Origin of the sequence: Kitasatospora sp. NPDC056076 (genome assembly GCF_042266305.1) — a bacterium.
Classification (GTDB): domain Bacteria; phylum Actinomycetota; class Actinomycetes; order Streptomycetales; family Streptomycetaceae; genus Kitasatospora.
On sequence record NZ_JBHJWG010000001.1, the window covers coordinates 368,235 to 387,150 of the forward strand.

General features: G+C 75.3%; 13 protein-coding genes. 9 read left to right on the forward strand and 4 right to left on the reverse strand.

Going from position 1 to position 18,916, the window contains the following annotated elements; genetic code table 11:
- Positions 1–138 precede the first annotated feature (138 nt).
- The 3 genes from ACFC1T_RS01805 (at position 139) to pcrA (ending at position 4,887) form a co-directional block, all read left to right on the forward strand.
- Entirely contained in the window at positions 139–1,488 is a 1,350-nt protein-coding gene (locus tag ACFC1T_RS01805) for a PspC domain-containing protein (RefSeq protein WP_375882364.1), read from the forward strand.
- Positions 1,481–2,158: a LuxR C-terminal-related transcriptional regulator gene (locus ACFC1T_RS01810; RefSeq protein WP_375882185.1), complete on the forward strand. Its 678-nt coding sequence runs from the start codon at positions 1,481–1,483 to the stop codon at positions 2,156–2,158. Before ACFC1T_RS01805 ends, ACFC1T_RS01810 begins: the two co-directional genes overlap by 8 nt.
- A gap of 86 nt (positions 2,159–2,244) precedes the next feature.
- Complete coding sequence (pcrA, locus tag ACFC1T_RS01815; RefSeq protein ID WP_375882188.1) at positions 2,245–4,887, forward strand: DNA helicase PcrA; 2,643 nt, start codon at positions 2,245–2,247, stop codon at positions 4,885–4,887.
- Between the two features lie 24 nt (positions 4,888–4,911).
- Here pcrA and ACFC1T_RS01820 read toward each other — a convergent pair whose 3' ends face one another.
- Positions 4,912–5,700, reverse strand: coding sequence for a M23 family metallopeptidase (locus ACFC1T_RS01820; protein WP_375882190.1), 789 nt, complete (start codon positions 5,698–5,700; stop codon positions 4,912–4,914).
- A gap of 338 nt (positions 5,701–6,038) precedes the next feature.
- Here ACFC1T_RS01820 and ACFC1T_RS01825 point away from each other — a divergent pair, with 338 nt between their 5' ends.
- Positions 6,039–6,446, forward strand: coding sequence for a cobalamin B12-binding domain-containing protein (locus tag ACFC1T_RS01825; RefSeq protein ID WP_375882192.1), 408 nt, complete (start codon positions 6,039–6,041; stop codon positions 6,444–6,446).
- A gap of 123 nt (positions 6,447–6,569) precedes the next feature.
- On the opposite strand, the gene ACFC1T_RS01830 is transcribed toward ACFC1T_RS01825, so the two are convergent.
- Together ACFC1T_RS01830 and ACFC1T_RS01835 are read right to left on the reverse strand one after the other, a co-directional pair.
- Positions 6,570–8,207 (reverse strand): DUF5691 domain-containing protein, encoded by a 1,638-nt coding sequence (locus tag ACFC1T_RS01830; RefSeq protein ID WP_375882195.1) that lies wholly within the window; start codon positions 8,205–8,207, stop codon positions 6,570–6,572.
- 64 nt (positions 8,208–8,271) lie between these two features.
- A complete protein-coding gene (locus ACFC1T_RS01835; protein WP_375882197.1) occupies positions 8,272–9,585 on the reverse strand; it encodes an SWIM zinc finger family protein in 1,314 nt (437 codons plus the stop codon).
- A gap of 180 nt (positions 9,586–9,765) precedes the next feature.
- Here ACFC1T_RS01835 and ACFC1T_RS01840 point away from each other — a divergent pair, with 180 nt between their 5' ends.
- The 5 genes from ACFC1T_RS01840 to sucD all read left to right on the forward strand — a co-directional run bounded on the left by ACFC1T_RS01840 (position 9,766) and on the right by sucD (position 16,880).
- On the forward strand, positions 9,766–10,848 hold the full coding sequence (locus tag ACFC1T_RS01840) for an AAA family ATPase (protein WP_375882199.1): 1,083 nt from the start codon (positions 9,766–9,768) through the stop codon (positions 10,846–10,848).
- On the forward strand, positions 10,845–13,229 hold the full coding sequence (locus tag ACFC1T_RS01845; protein ID WP_375882202.1) for a DUF5682 family protein: 2,385 nt from the start codon (positions 10,845–10,847) through the stop codon (positions 13,227–13,229). The genes ACFC1T_RS01840 and ACFC1T_RS01845 overlap by 4 nt, the downstream gene beginning before the upstream one ends.
- Before the next feature lie 45 nt (positions 13,230–13,274).
- A complete protein-coding gene (locus ACFC1T_RS01850; RefSeq protein WP_375882205.1) occupies positions 13,275–14,456 on the forward strand; it encodes a VWA domain-containing protein in 1,182 nt (393 codons plus the stop codon).
- Positions 14,457–14,798: 342 nt separating this feature from the next.
- Positions 14,799–15,971 (forward strand): ADP-forming succinate--CoA ligase subunit beta, encoded by a 1,173-nt coding sequence (gene sucC, locus ACFC1T_RS01855; RefSeq protein ID WP_375882207.1) that lies wholly within the window; start codon positions 14,799–14,801, stop codon positions 15,969–15,971.
- A gap of 18 nt (positions 15,972–15,989) precedes the next feature.
- Entirely contained in the window at positions 15,990–16,880 is an 891-nt protein-coding gene (gene sucD / locus ACFC1T_RS01860) for a succinate--CoA ligase subunit alpha (protein WP_375882209.1), read from the forward strand.
- A 75-nt stretch (positions 16,881–16,955) separates the two neighbouring features.
- On the opposite strand, the gene ACFC1T_RS01865 is transcribed toward sucD, so the two are convergent.
- Positions 16,956–18,788 carry a LuxR C-terminal-related transcriptional regulator gene (locus ACFC1T_RS01865; protein ID WP_375882211.1) on the reverse strand — a complete coding sequence of 611 codons (1,833 nt, stop codon included), beginning with the start codon at positions 18,786–18,788 and terminating at the stop codon, positions 16,956–16,958.
- Positions 18,789–18,916: the final 128 nt, after the last annotated feature.

Below are 18,916 nucleotides of genomic sequence, written 5' to 3' on the forward strand. Positions count from 1 at the left end.
ATCGGTGACGTGGCAGCACCCGGTACCGATCCCCGCCCCCTCGCCCCCGACGCCGCGGCGTCGGCCGGCGCCGACCCGAACGCGCCCGCCGACGGTCGGCCGCCCTACCGCCGGCTCTACCGCAGCCCGCAGGGGCGGATGCTGGGCGGCGTCGCGCACGGCCTGGCGGTGCACCTCGGGCTGCCCGTCCGCTGGGTCCGGCTGGCCTTCGTGCTGCTGTTCTTCGCGCAGGGGATCGGGGCGCTGCTGTACGCGGCGTTCTGGTTCGTGGTGCCGATCGGCATCGGCGAGCCCTCGCAGCGCGGCGGCACCCACTGGGTGAACGTCAACGGCGTCTACGTCCCGACCTCGCCCTGGCTGCGGCCGGGCACCCCGGTGACCAAGTCGGGCGGCGGCGGTTGGGTCGGCCGGCTGCGCGAACTGCTCCAGCACGCGCTCCAGGGCGAGCCGGTCGCGGCCGCCACCGCCGCGGAGGGCGAGGGCGAGGCCGGCACCCGGCCCGGCGGCCGGACCGGGCAGGGCGGCATCGGCCAGCTCGCCGCCCTGGTCATGGTCGTGATCGGCCTGATCGCGCTGCTGAACGTGCTCGGCTGGCAGACCGCCAAGCCGTACACCTGGCCGCTGCTGGCGATCGGCGTCGGCGTCGCGCTGGTCTGGCGGCAGGCCGACGACTCGCGCTGGCAGCGCTGGTTCGGCATCGAGGAGGGCGAGAAGCGCCGCAGCGCCTACACCCGGGTCGGCGCGGGCGTGCTGCTCGCGGTGGTCGGCACCATCGCGCTGCTCGCCATGCAGGGCAGCGGCTCCACCCTCGGCTCGGTGATCGAGGCCTCGCTCGCCGTGCTGGCCGGCGTGCTGGTGCTGCTCGGCCCGTACGGCCTGCGGCTCTGGCAGGACCTCGGTGCCGAGCGCACCGCCCGCATCCGGGCCCAGGAGCGCGCCGAGATCGCCGCGCACATCCACGACTCGGTGCTGCACACCCTCACCCTGATCCAGCGCCGGGCCGAGGACCCCAAGGAGGTGCTCCGGCTGGCCCGCTCCCAGGAGCGCGAGCTGCGGCTGTGGCTGTACCGCCCGGAGGCCGCCGCCGAGGCCGCGCCGGACACCATGGCGGAGACCCTGCGCGCCGCCGTCGCCGAGGTCGAGGACCGGCACGGCGTCCCGGTCGAGCTGGTCATCGTCGGCGACTGCCCGATGGACGAGAAAGTCGCGGCACAGATGCAGGCCGCGAGGGAGGCGACCGTCAACGCGGCCAAGTACGGTGGCGGGGGACCGGTCCAGGTCTACGCCGAGGTGGAGGGGAGGACGGTGTCGGTGTTCATCCGCGACCACGGACCCGGCTTCGACCCCGACACGGTGCCCGAGGACCGGATGGGCGTACGGGAGTCGATCATCGGCCGGATGAAGCGGCACGGCGGCACCGCGCGGGTGCGGCCGGCGGCGGGCGGCGGCACCGAGGTCGAGCTGGAGATGGAGAGAACGAATGACTGAGGCAGAGCCGGGGCGTACGGCCAGGGTCGTGCTGGTGGACGACCACCGGATGTTCCGGACGGGGGTCCGGGCCGAGATCGGCCGCACCGACGTGACCGGGATCGACGTGGTGGGCGAGGCCGACGACGTGGACTCGGCGGTCCGGGTGGTCGCCGAGACCAGGCCGGACGTCGTCCTGCTCGACGTCCACCTGCCCGGCGGCGGCGGCGTCGAGGTGCTGCGCCGCTCGGCCGGCGTGATGGGCGAGCAGGGGGGAGTGAAGTTCCTGGCGCTCTCCGTCTCGGACGCCGCCGAGGACGTCATCGGCGTGATCCGCGGCGGAGCCCGCGGCTACGTCACCAAGACCATCACCGGCACCGACCTGGTCGACGCGATCTTCCGGATCGGCGACGGCGACGCGGTCTTCTCGCCCCGGCTGGCCGGCTTCGTCCTGGACGCCTTCGCCGCCACCGACACCCCGCCGGTGGACGAGGACCTGGACCGGCTCACCCAGCGCGAGCGCGAGGTGCTGCGGCTGATCGCCCGCGGCTACGCCTACAAGGAGATCGCCAAGCAGCTCTTCATCTCGGTGAAGACCGTCGAGAGCCACGTCTCCGCCGTCCTGCGCAAGCTCCAGCTCAGCAACCGCCACGAGCTCACCCGCTGGGCCACCGCCCGCCGCCTGGTCTGAGCCCCGCGTCGTCGTCGAGCCCGCCCGCCCCGGATCCCCCGGGGCGGGCGGGCTTGTCGGTGGGTGGCCATAGACTCGTCATTGCCATGAGTAGCCTCTTTGACGACCTCCCGCTCCCCGGTTTCGAGGCACCCGCCGCCGGGTCGAAGCAGCCCGCCGTGCCCGTCGACGCCGCCGACGAGGAGCCCCCGCCGTACGAGGACGAAGTCCCGTACGACGCGTACGAGGAGGCGATCCCGGACGGGCTGTTCCACACGACTGCTTTCAATCAGCCGGGTGGCGCCGCCGAGGCCGAGCGGGACGCCTGGTACCGCAACGGTGCCGCGCGTACGGTGGTCGACCCGGCGCAGCTGCTGGAGGGGATGAACGACCCCCAGCGCGAGGCCGTGCTGCACGCCGGCTCGCCGCTGCTGATCGTGGCCGGCGCCGGCTCCGGCAAGACCCGGGTGCTGACCCACCGGATCGCCCACCTGCTGGGCGCCCGCGGGGTGCAGCCGGGCGAGATCCTGGCGATCACCTTCACCAACAAGGCCGCGGGCGAGATGCGCGAGCGCGTCGAGGCGCTGGTCGGCCCGCGCGCCCGGGCGATGTGGGTGTCCACCTTCCACAGCGCCTGCGTGCGGATCCTGCGCCGCGAGTCCAAGCTGCTGGGCTTCACCTCCAGCTTCTCGATCTACGACTCGGCCGACTCCCAGCGGCTGATGTCGCTGGTCTGCCGCGACCTCGACCTGGACCCCAAGCAGTTCCCGCCGAAGTCCTTCACGGCGAAGGTCAGCAACCTCAAGAACGAGCTGATCGACGAGGAGACCTTCGCCGACCAGGCCGCCAACCCGATGGAGAAGAAGCTCGCCGAGGCGTACGCGCTCTACCAGCGGCGGCTGCGCGAGGCCAACGCGCTCGACTTCGACGACATCATCATGACCACGGTGAACCTGCTGCAGGCCTTCCCGGACGTCGCCGAGCACTACCGCCGCCGGTTCCGGCACATCCTGGTCGACGAGTACCAGGACACCAACCACGCCCAGTACATGCTGGTCCGCGAGCTGAGCGGGGGCTCGGTCGCGGCCGCCCCCAAGCGCACCGTGGACGGCGAGTTCGTGAACCCGGCCGCCGCGCACCTCGCCGAGGTGCCGCCCGCCGAGCTGTGCGTGGTCGGTGACGCGGACCAGTCGATCTACGCCTTCCGCGGCGCGACCATCCGCAACATCCTCCAGTTCGAGGAGGACTACCCGAACGCGACCACGATCCTGCTGGAGCAGAACTACCGCTCCACCCAGACCATCCTGAGCGCCGCCAACGCCGTCATCGAGCGCAACGCCAACCGGCGCGAGAAGAAGCTCTGGACGGCCGGGGACCACGGCGAGAAGGTGGTCGGTTACGTCGCGGACGACGAGCACGGCGAGGCCCAGTTCATCGCCGACGAGATCGACCGGCTCACCGACAAGGGCGAGGCCAAGCCCGGCGACGTCGCGATCTTCTACCGCACCAACGCCCAGTCCCGGGTGTTCGAGGAGGTGTTCATCCGGGTCGGCCTGCCGTACAAGGTGGTCGGCGGGGTGCGCTTCTACGAGCGCAAGGAGGTCCGGGACGTCCTGGCCTACCTGCGGGTGCTCTCCAACCCGGAGGACACCGTGCCGCTGCGCCGGATCCTCAACGTGCCCAAGCGCGGCATCGGCGAGCGGGCCGAGGCGATGGTCGACGCGCTGGCCGCCCGGGAGCGGATCTCCTTCGCCCAGGCGCTGGTGCGGGTCGACGAGGCGTACGGGATGGCCGCGCGCTCGGCCAACGCCGTCAAGAAGTTCAACGTCCTGATGGCCGGGCTGCGCCAGGTCGTCGAGTCGGGCGCGGGCCCGGCGGCGGTGCTGGAGGCCGTCCTGGAGGAGACCGGCTACCTGGCCGAGCTCCAGGCCTCCACCGACCCGCAGGACGAGACCCGGGTGGAGAACCTCCAGGAACTCGCGTCGGTGGCGCTGGAGTACGAGCAGGACCCGGGCGAGCGGCCGGACGCCGGGGAGGACGGCGCGCCGCCGGTCGGCTCGCTGGCCGACTTCCTGGAGCGGGTCGCGCTGGTCGCCGACTCCGACCAGATCCCGGACGACGACGAGGAGGGCCAGGGCGTCATCACGATGATGACCCTGCACACCGCCAAGGGCCTGGAGTTCCCGGTCGTCTTCCTGACCGGCATGGAGGACGGGATCTTCCCGCACATGCGGGCGCTCAACCAGGTCAAGGAGCTGGAGGAGGAGCGCCGGCTCGCGTACGTCGGCCTCACCCGGGCCCGCGAGCGGCTCTACCTGACCCGCTCGGTGCTGCGCAGCGCCTGGGGGCAGCCGGCCTACAACCCGGCCTCGCGGTTCCTGGAGGAGATCCCGGGGGCGCTGGTCGAGTGGAAGCGGACGGGGGCGGCCCAGGCGCCGGTCCAGCGCGGCTTCTCCTCGGGCTCCTCCTGGGGCAAGTCCTCGTCCGGGGGCGGGAGTTCGCGGTCCTCGTCGTCCGCTTCGGCCGCGCCGAAGGCGGGCTGGGGGCAGTCGGTGCGGCGCGGCGGCAAGGTCGTGGAGCGCGAGGTCGCCTCGCTCGCCGTCGGCGACCGGGTCACCCACGACACCTTCGGGCTGGGCACCGTGGTGGGCGTGACGGGCGCCGGCGACAACGCGCAGGCCGAGGTGGACTTCGGCTCGGGCGGGCGCAAGCGGCTGGTGCTGCGCTACGCGCCGGTCGAGAAGCTGTAGGGCGTCCGCGGCGGGCCCCGGGGGCTACCTCGGGTCCAGCCCGTTCGCGAGGAACCAGGGCAGCGGGTCGATCGGCCCGCTGTCCTTCGGCCTGATCTCGAAGTGCAGGTGCGGTCCGGTGCTGTTGCCGCTGCTGCCGACGAAGGCGATCACGTCGCCCTGCTTCACCGGCCCCTTGCGGACCTTGTAGCTGCGCAGGTGGCAGTACCAGGCCTCGGTGCCGTCCGGCATCTTCAGCATCGACATGTAGCCGTAGAACGGGTTCCACTGCGTCCGGAGCGTGCCGTCGGTGACGGCGTACACCTCGGAGCCGCCGTCCACCGGGAAGTCGATGCCGGTGTGCCGCCGGGCCCAGTGCTCGCCGGAGGCGCCGAACAGCTCGCCCAGGCCGTGCCGGGCGACCGGCATGACCACCTTGGGCTTGACCGGCTCGGGGGTCGGCTGGGCGGTCGGGGTGGCGGTGGGCGTGCCGTCGCCGGGCTGGGTGCCGGTCAGCGGCCCGCGGGCGTCGCCGCGCGAGGCCTGGTCCTGGTCGGTGTGGGCGAGCGCCTGCCGGGCGCTCTGCGCTGCGGCCGGTCCGGTGGGGGCGTCGGGCGCCGAGGCCTGGGCCGGCGCCCGGTCGGCCTGTTCCTGGACCACCGCCGCGCCCGCCGCCCCGGCGACCCCGAGCGCGGCCACCGAGGGCACCGCGACCCGGAACAGGGCGGCCCGGGTGGCCGCCTTGGCGGCGCCGCGGCGCTGGGCGCGGGACTGCTCGCGGGCGGCGAGGCGCAGCTCCGCACGGGTGGGGCGGGCGGCTGCTTCGGGAGCCATCGGGGGCTGCCTCCTCGGTGGGCCTCGGTCACGTCGTCGGGCGAGGTAAACAGGCGTGACTGTAGCCCCACGGCCGACACCCCGGAAAAACCGCCGGTTGTCAAGGGGGCGCACGGGGGTCCGCGCGGTGTCCGGGGGCCCGTCGACGGGCGTACCCGCTGGTAGCAAGGCCCGGCGCTGTGACTTTGCCCTCCTCTTGGGAGGTGGCTCGGCCAACCGGGGCGGGTGGCGCTAATCTCCCCTCAGGTTGGTTGGTTATCGAGCGTTAACCGCGTCAACCGCACCGTGGGCCCACGAAGCCCGGTCGGATGATGGACGACGAGGTCCAGGAGGCAGTGATGAGTGTGTCGGGGCCGATCCGTGTGGTGGTCGCCAAGCCGGGGCTCGACGGTCACGACCGTGGCGCCAAGGTCATCGCGCGCGCCCTGCGCGACGCCGGTATGGAGGTCATCTACACCGGGCTGCACCAGACCCCCGAGCAGGTGGTCGACACCGCGATCCAGGAGGACGCGGACGGCATCGGGCTGTCGATCCTCTCCGGCGCCCACATGACCCTGTGCGCCCGGGTGCTGGAGCTGTTGAAGGAGCGGGACGCCGAGGACATCAAGGTCTTCTGCGGCGGGATCATCCCGGACGAGGACATCGCCGAGCTCAAGGCGATGGGCATCGCCGACATCTTCACCCCGGGCACCACCACCCGGGACGTGGTCGCCTGGGTCGAGGCCAACCTGCGGACCGCCGGCTGAGCTCCGCCGCGCGCCGAGCGGGCCGGTCCGTCCTGGACCGGCCCGCTCGGGCGTTCCCGGGGCGCGCTCCGGTACGGCCGTGCTGCCCGCCCGGCCGTACCGGCTGCCCGGCCCGCCGGTGCGTCAACCCGGCGTGACCGTCAGTTCGTCGAGCATCGCCGCCCGGAAGCGCAGGGTCCCGGCCAGCCGGGCGAAGGTCTCCGACCAGGCGGAGTCGGGCGAGGCCCCGGCGGCCAGCTCCTCCACCGCGGCGGCCGTCCCGGGGGCGAGCGCGCGCTCCGTCATCCCGAGCACCCCGCTGTGGCTCCACGGGTACGCGCCGGAGGCGGCGGCCCGGGCCAGCGCCGTCACCACGGCGGTGGACAGCGGCGGCGTCCACGGGGTGGCGCAGGCCCCGAGCAGCTGGAAGGCCTCGGCCAGGCCGTGCACCTCGACGAAGGCGGCCGTCCAGGCGGCCCGCTCCTCGGGCGGGAGCACGGCCAGCAGCTTCGCCGGGGCGCCGGTCACCCGCGCGCCCCGGGCCCGCCCGGCGCCCCGGGCCGGCGGGGCGGGGGCCGGGCCGAGCAGGGCGCGGGCCCAGTCGGCGTCGTGCTGGCGCACGGCGGCGCGCGCCCAGGCCTCCCGCAGGTCGTCGGCCCAGCTGCTGCTGGTCTCGTCCACGCTGTCGCCGACCCGCAGCGCGAGCAGCTGCCCGGGCGTCAGACCGGTGTCGGCCGGCCAGACCGACAGCGGCGCGGCGGCCACCAACTCGCCGAACCACCAGGCCCGTTCGCCGCGCCCGGTGGGGGACTTGGGGGCGATGCCGTCGCGCTGCATCCGCTCGTCGCACTCGGTGGGCGGGGTGACCAGCAGGTGGGTGCCGCTGTCGGCGAGCCGGACGGCGGCCCGGGCCCGCTCGGCCATCCGCCGGGTGAGCGCCGAGTCGGGCAGGGTGGAGAGCAGTTCGGCGGCGGTGGCGCGGACGTTCTTGCTGCGGTCGCCCAGGGCGGCCTCCAGGAAGGGCTCGTCGGCGGGGGAGAGGCCGTCCTGGAGGGCGTCAAGGAAGAGCAGCCGGTCCTCGGCGCGCTCGGTGGGCCAGGTGCTGCGCAGCAGCTCCAGTCCGGCGGCCGGGTCGTGGCGGCGCAGCAGGGTCAGGTGGGTGACCCGCTCGGCGAACAGGCCCTCGTGCCACAGCCGGTGGTCGGCCGGGTTCGCCGGGTCGGCCGGGGTGCCCGGGTCCGCCGGTCGCCGGGCCGGCCCGGCGGCGGTGGTGCGCAGCACGAACCGCCAGTCGGGGTTCTGCGCGGCCAGCCAGCGGCCCGGCGGGCCGGCCAGTGCGACGGCGTCGGAGCGCAGTTCGCTGCGGGCCCGGGCGGCGTCGAGCAGTCCGGGGATCAGCGCGGCGGGCGGCCGCAGGCCCGCGGCCCGGGCGGCGGCGAGCCACTGCGGCAGCAGCTCGGCGAGGTTGGCCAGGGTGGCGCCGCCGGTGCCGCCGGTGCGCCCGCCGAGCAGGACGGCCAGCCGGCGGGCGGCGGCCTCGGGCAGTTCGGGGCGGGGGTCCTCGGGGGCGGGTGGCCCGGGCGGCCCGGCGGCCGGTACCGGCAGGGCGCCGGCCCGGCGGCGGACGGTGGCCAGCGCGGCCAGCTCCAGCAGGGCGGTGGCCGGATCGGACGGGTCCACGGCCTCGGCGAGCGGCAGCGCGGTGGGCGGCAGCGGCCGCCGGTCGGTGCCGAGCAGGGCGCTGGTCCGCAGCGGCTCCCACGGGTCCTGGGTGAGGGTCATCGTCGGTTCTCCTGGGACGTCGGGTTCTCCTGGGGCGCGCCCGGCGGGATCGGCCGGACAGGGCCTAGACGGACGTGAGGCCGACCGGGCGGTGCTCGGCGGTCCAGGCGGTGACCGGGGCGAATCCCTGGTGGCCGTACTCGCCGAAGACCGTCAGCGGGCGGCCGGTGGAGACCGCGGCCAGCCGCCACAGGGCGGCCTCGGGGACGGCCGAGGGCCGTACCGGGACGGTGTGGTGGCCGTCCGTCAGGTGCCAGCCGTCCGGGGCGCGGACCGGGACGACCCCGGCGAGCACGGTCGGCCAGCTGTCCAGCCACGGGTCGTCGGCCACCGCGCCGCCGTACCCGGCGACCGCCTCGGCGACGGTGAGCCCGGCGGGCGGGGCGGCCGGGCCCGGCCCGGGGGCGCCGTAGCGGGTGCCGAGCACGGCGCGCAGCGGGCGGGCGCCGGGGTGGTAGGCGAGTTCGGCCTCCAGCAGGTGGCCGGTGGGCAGGGCGAGGTCGGGGGCCCGGCCGGGGCGGCCGAAGGCGAGCAGCAGGGCGGGGCGGCCGGTCTTGGCGCCGCGCAGCCAGACCCGGCGGGTGGTGAGCCGCTCGTCGGTCGCCCCTTCCATCGGCACGGTGCGGCTGCCGAGCACCAGCCAGCGGTCCCGTACGGTCGGGCCGGCGAGCACCTCGGCGGCGTCCAGGGTGTAGCCGACCCGGGCGCGGACGGTGGCGGCCAGCGCGGCCGGCAGCTCGTCGACCCGGGTGGCGGCGGTGGCCAGCAGGTGCAGCATCGCGTACTCCTCCAGCAGCCGGTCCTCCGGCAGGGTGTCCAACTCCCGTACCCGGGAGGCGAGTCCGGGGGCCTGGGCGTCGACCATCCGGGCCGCGACCTCCTCCCAGGGGCCGGCCGAGGACTGGTCGGCCAGGCCGTGCCGGATCCGGTCGGCGAGCCGCAGCCGCAGTTCGGCCGCGCCGGCCGCGACCCGGGCGCCGCGCCGCTCGGCCCGGCGGCGGGCGGCCTCCGGGTCGGCCGGGGCGCTCGCGCGCTTCTCGGCCCGTTCCCGCCGGGCCTCCAGCCATTCGGCCGCCCAGTCGGCGGGCTCGCCGGCCGGTACGGCCTCGGGGGCGCCGCTCCACAGCAGGAGGAGTCCGAGCGCGTGCTTGCACGGGAGCTTCCGGCCGGGGCAGCTGCACCGGTAGGCGGGCGTGGCGAGTTCGATCACGGTGCGGTACGGCGTGCGGCCGCCGCCCCGGCACTCGCCCCAGAGGGCGGCGCCGTCGGTGCCCGTGCCGGTCCAGGGCGCGGGCGCGGACAGCTCGCCCGCGGCCTTGCGCGACGTGGCGTCAGGGGCCAGCGACAGGACGTGTTCGGTGCTCCAGCGTTCCTCCATGCGACCGACGGTAGGCGGGGGCACTGACAGTGGCTGACGGCCCGTCCGGCGCCCGCCCGGCGGTTGTCAGTGCCGCGTTGCAAGGTGGTTCCCACAGGCCGGGACGCCGACCTGGCTCCCTCCGTTCACCTCACCACCGGGGCACCCGCGGGCCCGGCGGCCGACCTCAAGGAGCCCCCCATGACCGACGTTCTGCGGCAGCACGCCGAGGACGCGTTCGCCGGCGAACTGGCCGCGCTGGCCGCCCAGGACGACCGCCCGCGCCCCGAGCGCTGGAAGCTCTCGCCGTGGGCCGTGGCGACGTACCTGCTCGGCGGCGAGCTGCCGGACGGCACCCGGATCACCCCCAAGTACATCGGTCCGCGCCGGATCGTCGAGGTCGCCGTCACCACCCTGGCGACGGACCGCGCGCTGCTGCTGCTCGGCGTGCCCGGCACCGCGAAGACCTGGGTGTCCGAGCACCTGGCCGCCGCGGTCAGCGGCGACTCCACGCTGCTGGTGCAGGGCACCGCGGGCACCCCCGAGGAGGCCGTCCGGTACGGCTGGAACTACGCCCGGCTGCTGACCCAAGGCCCCAGCCGGGACGCCCTGGTGCCCTCGCCGCTGATGCGGGCGATGGCGGACGGCAAGCTCGCCCGGATCGAGGAGCTCACCCGCATCCCGGCCGACGTGCAGGACGGCCTGATCACCATCCTGTCCGAGAAGACCCTGCCGGTACCGGAGTTGGGCGGCGAGACGCAGGCCGTGCGCGGCTTCAACGTGATCGCCACCGCCAACGACCGGGACCGCGGCGTCAACGAGCTGTCCAGCGCGCTGCGCCGCCGCTTCAACACCGTGGTGCTGCCCCTGCCCGGCTCGCTGGACGAGGAGGTCGACATCGTCACCCGCCGGGTCAACCAGCTCGGCCGCTCCCTCGACCTGCCCGAACTGCCCGGCGGCGCCGAGGAGATCAGGCGCGTGGTGACGGTCTTCCGGGAGCTGCGGGCCGGTCTCACCGTGGACGGCCGGACGAAGGTCAAGACCCCGAGCGGCACCCTCTCCACCGCCGAGGCGATCTCGGTCGTGACCAACGGCCTGGCCCTGGCCACCCACTTCGGCGACGGCGTGCTGCGCGCCGGGGACATGACGGCCGGCATCCTCGGCGCGGTCGTCCGCGACCCGGTGGCGGACCGGGCGGTGTGGCGCGAGTACGTCGAAGGGGTGGTGCGCGAGCGCGACGGCTGGAAGGACTTCTACCGCGCGGCCCGCGAGGTGACGGCGTGACCTCGGAGGTCGCCCTGCTGGGCATCCGGCACCACGGCCCCGGCTCGGCCCGGGCGGTGGCGGCCGCGCTGGCGCAGTGGCGGCCGGACGCGGTGCTGATCGAGGGCCCGGTGGAGGCCGACGCCGTCGTCCACCTGGCGGCCGGGAAGGACCTGGTGCCGCCGGTCGCCCTGCTCGCCCACGCGGTGGACGACCCGTCGCGGGCCGCGTTCTGGCCGTACGCCGCGTTCTCCCCGGAGTGGGTGGCGATCCGGTACGCGGTGGACCACGGCCTGCCGGTGCACTTCATCGACCTGCCCGCCGGGTACGCCTTCGCGCCGGCCGCGGGGGACCGGCCCTGGGACCGGGCGGACGACCCGGCCGAGGAGGGCGGGGAGGCCGCCGAGGAACTGCCCACGGACCCGCTGGCGCTGCTCGCCGGGGCCGCCGGCCACGACGACCCGGAGCGCTGGTGGGAGGACGTGGTCGAGCACCGCGCCCCCGGCGCGGACGCGCTGGCACCGTTCGCCGCCGTCGCCGAGGCGATGGCGGCGCTGCGGGCCGAGGGCCTCGGCGAGTCCCGCCGGGACGAGCTGCGGGAGGCCCACATGCGCCAGCGGATCCGGGCCGCCCGGCGGGCCGGTCACCGCCGGATCGCCGTGGTCTGCGGCGCCTTCCACGTGCCCGCGCTGGCGACCGCGCCCACCGTCGCGCACGACCGGGCCCTGCTCGCCGGGCTGCCGAAGAGGGTGCGGGCGGACATCACCTGGATCCCGTGGACGCACCGCCGGCTCTCCCAGGCCGCCGGCTACGGCGCGGGCGTCCGGTCGCCCGGCTGGTACCACCACCTGTTCAGCACCGAGGGCGACCCGGTGCCGCGCTGGCTCACCCGGGCCGCCGACCTGCTGCGCGCCGAGGACCACCCGGTCTCCTCCGCCCACGTGATCGAGGCGGTCCGGCTCGCCGAGACCCTCGCGGTGCTGCGCGGCCGCCCGCTCGCCGGGCTGACCGAGACCCTGGACGCCGTCCGCGCGGTGCTCTGCGAGGGTTCGGACGTCGCGCTGGAACTCGTCCGGGACCGCCTGGTGGTCGGCGACGCGCTCGGCGAGGTGCCGGACGGCGCACCGGCGGTGCCGCTGCAGCGCGACCTGGCGCGGCTGCAGCGCTCGCTGCGGCTCAGACCGGAGGCCGCGCCCCGGGACCTCGACCTCGACCTGCGCAAGGACACCGACGCGGCCCGCTCCCGGCTGCTGCACCGGCTGCGGCTGCTGGGTGTCGGGTGGGGCGTGCCGGCCCGGTCCCCGGTCCACTCCACCGGCACCTTCCGGGAGAGCTGGCGGCTCTGCTGGCAGCCGGAGTTCGCGGTCCGGATCGCCGAGGCCGCCCAGTGGGGCACCACGGTGGAGCAGGCCGCCGTCGGCAAGGCGGTCGGCACCGCCCGCGCCGCCGTCGAACTCGCCGAGCTGACCGGCCTGGTGGAGACCTGCCTGCTGGCCGGGCTGTCCGGTGCGCTGCCCGCGGTGATGCGGGTGCTGGCGGACTGCGCGGCCCTGGACACCGATGTCGCGCACCTGGCGGCCGCGCTGCCGGCACTGGTCCGGGCGCTGCGCTACGGCGACGTGCGCGGCACCGACCACGGCGCGCTGGCCGGGGCCGCGGCCGGGCTGGCCGAGCGGGTCTGCGTCGGGCTGCCACCCGCCTGCGTCGGCCTGGACGCGGACGGGGCGGCGGCGATGCGGGCCCGGATCGACGAGGTGCACGGCGCGATCGCCCTGCTCGGCCCGGGCCCGGCCGCCGCCGGCCCCGCCGCTGCCGGTACTGCTGCTGTCGCCGATGCCGCCGGGGCCCCCGGCGGACTGCCCGACGGACTGCCCGACCGCTGGGCCACCGCCCTGCGCTCGCTGGCCCGCCGTGAGCCCGCCGGCTCCCCGGCCACCGGCGTCCCCGGCCTGCTGCGCGGCCGCGCCGTCCGGCTGCTGCTCGACGACGGCCGCTTGGACGCGGAGGAGGTCGGCCGACGGCTCCGGCTGGTGCTGTCGACGGCCAACGCCCCGGCCGACGCGGCCGGTTGGGTCGAGGGCTTCCTCGCCGGCGGCGGCGCCCTGCTGCTGCACGACCCCCGGCTGCTCGCCCTGCTGGACGAGTGGCTCTGCGGGGTCGGCGGCGAGGTGTTCACCGATGTCCTGCCACTGCTGCGGCGCACCTTCGCCGGGCTGGAGGCGGGCGTGCGCACCACCATCGGCGCCCGGGTCGCCGCCGGTCCGCTGGACGCTGCCCCGGCGGCGCCCGGGACCGGCGGCGCACTGGACCCGGACCGCGCCGACGCGGCCGTCCCGGTGCTGGCCGTCCTGCTCGGCGTCCGCCCGCGGATCCCCCGCCAGCCCGCCGGCCGCGACACCTGACCCCGGCCGCCACCCCCGACCCGCCCGCCGCACCAGGAGGACCCGATGGCAGCGACCCCGACCGACGAACGGCTGCGCCGCTGGCGCCTGGTGCTCGGCGGCGCGGCCGACGGGACCGGCTGCACCCTGCGCGGTCGCGACGCCGCGATGGACGGCGCCCTCGCCGCGCTCTACCGGGGTGCGCCGGAGGAGGGCGGCAGGCCGCCCCGGGGCGGCCGCCGCGGGGCCGGGCTGGGCGGTTCGGCCCCGCAGGTGGCCCGCTGGCTGGGCGACATCCGGGAGTACTTCCCGTCCACCGTCGTCCAGCTGATGCAGCAGGACGCGATCACCCGGCTCGGCCTGGACCGGCTGCTGCTGGAGCCGGAGATGCTGGAGGCCGTCGAGCCGGACGTGCACCTGGTCGGCACCCTGCTGTCGCTCCGGCACGCGCTGCCCGAGACCACCCGGGAGACCGCCCGGGCCGTGGTCGGCAAGGTGGTCGCCGACCTGGAGCGCCGACTGGCGGACCGGACCAGGACCGCCCTGGGCGGAGCCCTGGACCGCAGCGCCCGGGTGAACCGGCCGCGCCACCGGGACATCGACTGGGACCGGACGATCCGGGCCAACCTGAGGAACTACCTGCCCGAGCACGGCACCGTCGTGCCCGAGCGGCTGGTCGGCCACGCCCGGGCCCGGCGGGCGGTGAGGAAGGACGTCATCCTCTGCGTCGACCAGTCCGGCTCGATGGCGCCGTCCGTCGTCCACGCCGCGGTGTTCGGCGCGGTGCTCGCCTCGATGCCCAGCCTGGACACCCGGCTGGTCGTCTTCGACACCTCGGTGGTCGACCTCACCGAGCAGCTGACCGACCCGGTGGACGTCCTGTTCGCCACCCGGCTCGGCGGCGGCACCGACATCGACCGGGCCCTCGCCTACTGCCAGTCGAGGATCACCCGGCCGTCGGAGACCGTCGTGGTGCTGATCAGCGACCTGTACGACGGCGGTGTCCGGGACGGCATGCTGCGGCGGGTCGCCGCGATGAAGGCGGCGGGCGTCCAGTTCGTCGCGCTGCTCGCGCTGTCCGACGAGGGCGCCCCCGCGTACGACCACGCCCACGCCGCCGCCCTGGCCGCGCTCGGCGCCCCGGCCTTCGCCTGCACCCCGGACGCCTTCCCCGGGATCATGGCGGCGGCGATCGAGAAGCGTCCGATCCCGCAGCACCCGACGGGGGCGGCCGACGGGGAGCTCTGACCGGGAGCCCCTGACCGGGAGCTTTGACCGGGGGGTGACGACTTCACTCGAACGTGTGAATCACTCGATCGGTGGACCGCGGGTGCCGTCGACGGCCGGAGGCCGATCTGTGACGGTTCTCACCCATGGCGGACAGGCCCCGGGCGGAACAGTCCCGTCCCACGGGGATAACCTGCCAGACGGACGTGACGCGCGTGTTGATTGACGTGTGCGCCCGTGGCTGTGTGGGCCGCAAGGCCGTACCTCTGCGTACCCGCACCGCTTCGACGACCCGCAGCGAAGATCCTGCCGTGGCACGCTCGTAGAGACACAATCCGCGACCACGAACAAGGACGAACACACGTGGACCTGTTCGAGTACCAGGCGAGGGACCTCTTCGCCAAGCACGGCGTGCCCGTGCTTGACGGTGATGTCATCGAGACCCCCGAAGCCGCTCGCGCCATCGCCGAGCGCTTCGGCGGACGCGCCGTCGTCAAGGCTCAGGTGAAGGTCGGCGGCCGTGGCAAGGCCGGTGGCGTGAAGCTCGCCGCCGACCCGGCCGACGCCGTCGCCAAGGCCGAGGCGATCCTCGGTATGGACATCAAGGGCCACACCGTTCACAAGGTGATGCTGGCCCAGACCGCGGACATCAAGGACGAGTACTACGTCTCGTTCCTGCTGGACCGCACCAACCGCACCTTCCTGGCCATGGCCAGCGTCGAGGGCGGCGTGGAGATCGAGGTCGTCGCCGAGCAGAACCCCGAGGCGCTCGCCAAGATCCCGGTCGACGCCAACGAGGGCTGCACCCCGGAGAAGGCCGCCGAGATCGTCGCCGCGGCGAAGTTCCCGGCCGAGGTCGCCGACCAGGTCGCCGACGTCCTGCAGAAGCTGTGGACCGTCTTCATCAAGGAGGACGCCCTCCTCGTCGAGGTCAACCCGCTGATCAAGTCCGGCGACGGCAAGATCATCGCGCTCGACGGCAAGGTCTCCCTGGACGAGAACGCCGAGTTCCGTCAGCCCGAGCACGAGGCGCTCGAGGACAAGGCCGCGGCCAACCCGCTGGAGGCCGCTGCCAAGGCCAAGGGCCTGAACTACGTCAAGCTCGATGGCCAGGTCGGCATCATCGGCAACGGCGCGGGCCTCGTCATGAGCACCCTCGACGTGGTCGCCTATGCCGGTGAGAACCACGGCGGCGTCAAGCCCGCCAACTTCCTGGACATCGGTGGCGGCGCCTCCGCCGAGGTCATGGCGAACGGCCTGGAGATCATCCTGGGCGACCCCGACGTCAAGTCGGTCTTCGTCAACGTCTTCGGCGGCATCACCGCCTGTGACGCGGTCGCCAACGGCATCGTGCAGGCCCTCGCGCTCCTGGAGAGCAAGGGCGAGAACGTCACCAAGCCGCTGGTCGTCCGCCTGGACGGCAACAACGCGGAGCTGGGTCGCAAGATCCTCGACGACGCCAACCACCCGCTGGTCCAGCGCGTGGACACCATGGACGGCGCCGCTGACCGCGCCGCCGAGCTGGCCAACAAGTAAGGAAGGGGACTTAACACCATGGCTATCTTCCTTACCAAGGACAGCAAGGTCATCGTCCAGGGCATGACCGGCGCCGAGGGCATGAAGCACACCCGCCGCATGCTCGCCTCCGGCACCCAGATCGTCGGCGGTGTCAACCCGCGCAAGGCCGGCACCACGGTCGACGTCGACGGCACCGAGATCCCGGTCTTCGGCTCCGTCGCCGAGGCCATGAAGGAGACCGGCGCCGACGTCTCCGTCCTCTTCGTGCCGCCGGCCTTCACCAAGGCCGCCGTCATCGAGGCCATCGACGCCGAGATCGGCCTGGCCGTCGTCATCACCGAGGGCGTTCCGGTGCACGACACCGCCGCCTTCTGGGCGCACGCCGGTTCGAAGGGCAACAAGACCCGGATCATCGGCCCGAACTGCCCCGGCCTGATCAGCCCCGGACAGTCGAACGCCGGCATCATCCCGGCCGACATCACCACCTCCGGCAAGATCGGTCTGGTCTCGAAGTCGGGCACCCTGACCTACCAGCTCATGTACGAGCTGCGCGACATCGGCTTCTCCTCGGCCGTGGGCATCGGCGGTGACCCGGTCATCGGGACCACCCACATCGACGCCCTCAAGGCCTTCCAGGAGGACCCGGAGACCGAGATCATCGTCATGATCGGTGAGATCGGTGGCGACGCCGAGGAGCGTGCCGCGGCCTACATCGCCGAGCACGTCACCAAGCCGGTCGTCGGCTACGTCGCGGGCTTCACCGCCCCCGAGGGCAAGACCATGGGCCACGCCGGCGCCATCGTCTCGGGCTCCTCGGGCACCGCCCAGGCGAAGAAGGAGGCCCTCGAGGCCGCCGGTGTCAAGGTCGGCAAGACGCCGTCCGAGACCGCCCGCCTGGCCCGCGAGATCATCGCCGCCAAGGGCTGATCCCGGTCACCCGCGCGCCGAGCGCCCCCGCCCCTGTGGGCGGGGGCGCTCGCCGTTCCCGGTGCCGTCGGCGCCTCAGTGCCCCGGACCGGTGGCGCAGGGCAGCGGCGACCAGGTCGGGCAGACCGCCGGGTCCTGCTGTGGCGGCGGGGCCACGCCCCGGGCCGCGGCCGGCAGCTCCCAGCGCGCGACCGCCTGGGCCTGCGGCTCCGCCACCACCGCCTCCAGCCCCGGCGTCGGACTGCACCACAGGCTGGTGATGCCGTTCGGCGCCCCGCCCGGCAGCAGCGGCACGCCCGGGGCCTCCACCTCCGCCGTCGGGGCCGGCACGCAGAGCGCGGGGACCGGCTGCTCCGGCCGGTGGAACAGCGCCGCCGGACGCAGCCCGGAGAGCGTCGCCACCGTCGCCCCGCCCACGGCCACCGTCAGCAGCACCGCCGCGCCCGTCCGGGCGGCCGTGCCCATCCGGTGCTTGGCCCGCAGCACCGGCACCGGCGCCCGGTGCGGCTCCGGGCAGCCCCGCACCGCCGCCCGGTGCAGCAGCCCGCTCAGCCCGTCCGCGAACCCCGGCGCCGCCGGGTCCGGCCCCACCAGCTCCGGCACCCACTGCGCCAGCGCCGCCCGCGCCGCCCACACCCGCCCCTCGGCGGCCGCCCGGGTCGACTCCACCTCCACCGCGACCGCCGCCGCCGGCAGCCCCAGCCCGTCGTGCAGCACCAGCGCCCGCCGCTGCGGCCGGGACAGCCGCCGCAGGGCCTTCAACAGCGACTTGTCCCGGTCGGTCAACCGGTCGTGGTCCGGCAGCACCGACTGGGCCTCGTCGGCCGGCCGGACCCGGATCCGTCGGTGCGGCAGCGTCCACGCGTGCACCCGCCGGGGGCCGCCGCGCCGCCACGGCGACAGCGCCAGCTCGCAGGCCCGCACCCGCACCCAGCCCTCCGGATCGCCCGAGCCGACCACCCCGCCCCAGTCCTGCCGGGCCTCCCCGAACGCCCGCCGCACGCAGTGCACCGCGCGGTGGCGGCAGGCGGTCAGCAGGAACACCTGCTGCACCAGCCGGGTGTGCGCGGCCTCGTACAGCTCCTCGAAGCTCTCCGTCAGGTCCCGTCCGTGGCCCGCCTCGCTGAGGGCCGCGCTGATCCGTTCACGGGAGTCGGCGGCGTCGCGCCCGCCAGGGGCGGAACCGGAACCGGAACCGGGACCGGCCACGGACGCGGCCGCGGGCCGGGCGGCCGCGGGTGGCTGCGGGGCGGCCGGGCCCGGGGCGGCGGTCGGGGCGGTGACCGCGGCGGCGGTGGCGGCGGTGGGGGTGCCCGGCTTGCGCCCGGCCCCCTGTGGGCCGCGCGCGCCGTCCGCGGGACGACGGCGCCGACCCTCGGGCTTGCCCGGGGCGGGCCCGGGGCGCGCGGCCGGGCCCTGCGGCTGGCCCTGGTGCTGGCCGGACTGCTGGCCCGGCCCGGAGGCCGCCGGGGTGCCGGGCTCGCCGTGCGCCGTCGACCGGCCGGGGCCGGTGCCGGGTCCGCTGCCGGCGCCGGGGGAGCGGTGGCGGCGGTCGCTGTCGGTGCCGGGCTTCCCGCCGGTCGGGGTGGTCTTGGTCATGCCGCTGCGTTCTCCCGGGGCAGTGGGGGCCACTCGCGTACGGTCGGTGCCGGTGGGGGCGGCCGGGGGGCGCCGGCCCGGGCCGGTCGGGGGTGCGGTCCTGAGCAGGGCGATCGCGGCGGCTTCGGTGGGGCAGCCGAGTTTGCGCATGGCCCGGTGCAGATAACTGCGGGCGGTCGCGGTGGTGACGCCGAGTGCGGCGGCGGTGTGATCGAGGCCGTGTCCGGCGGCCAGGTGGGTGAGGGCCTGGGCCTCACGGGGGGTCAGCTTCCGCAGGGGATCGGTGGCACGGGCGGGTGGCGTGGTCATCAGACGCTCCGGGCCGGGGCGGCGGCGGCTTGGGGGCAGGGTCTGAAAAGGCGCATAAGACAATAATCTGGGACACGGCGGCGGTTTGCCGGTTCACGGAGCATGGCGAGTCGCCTTGGCACCATGAG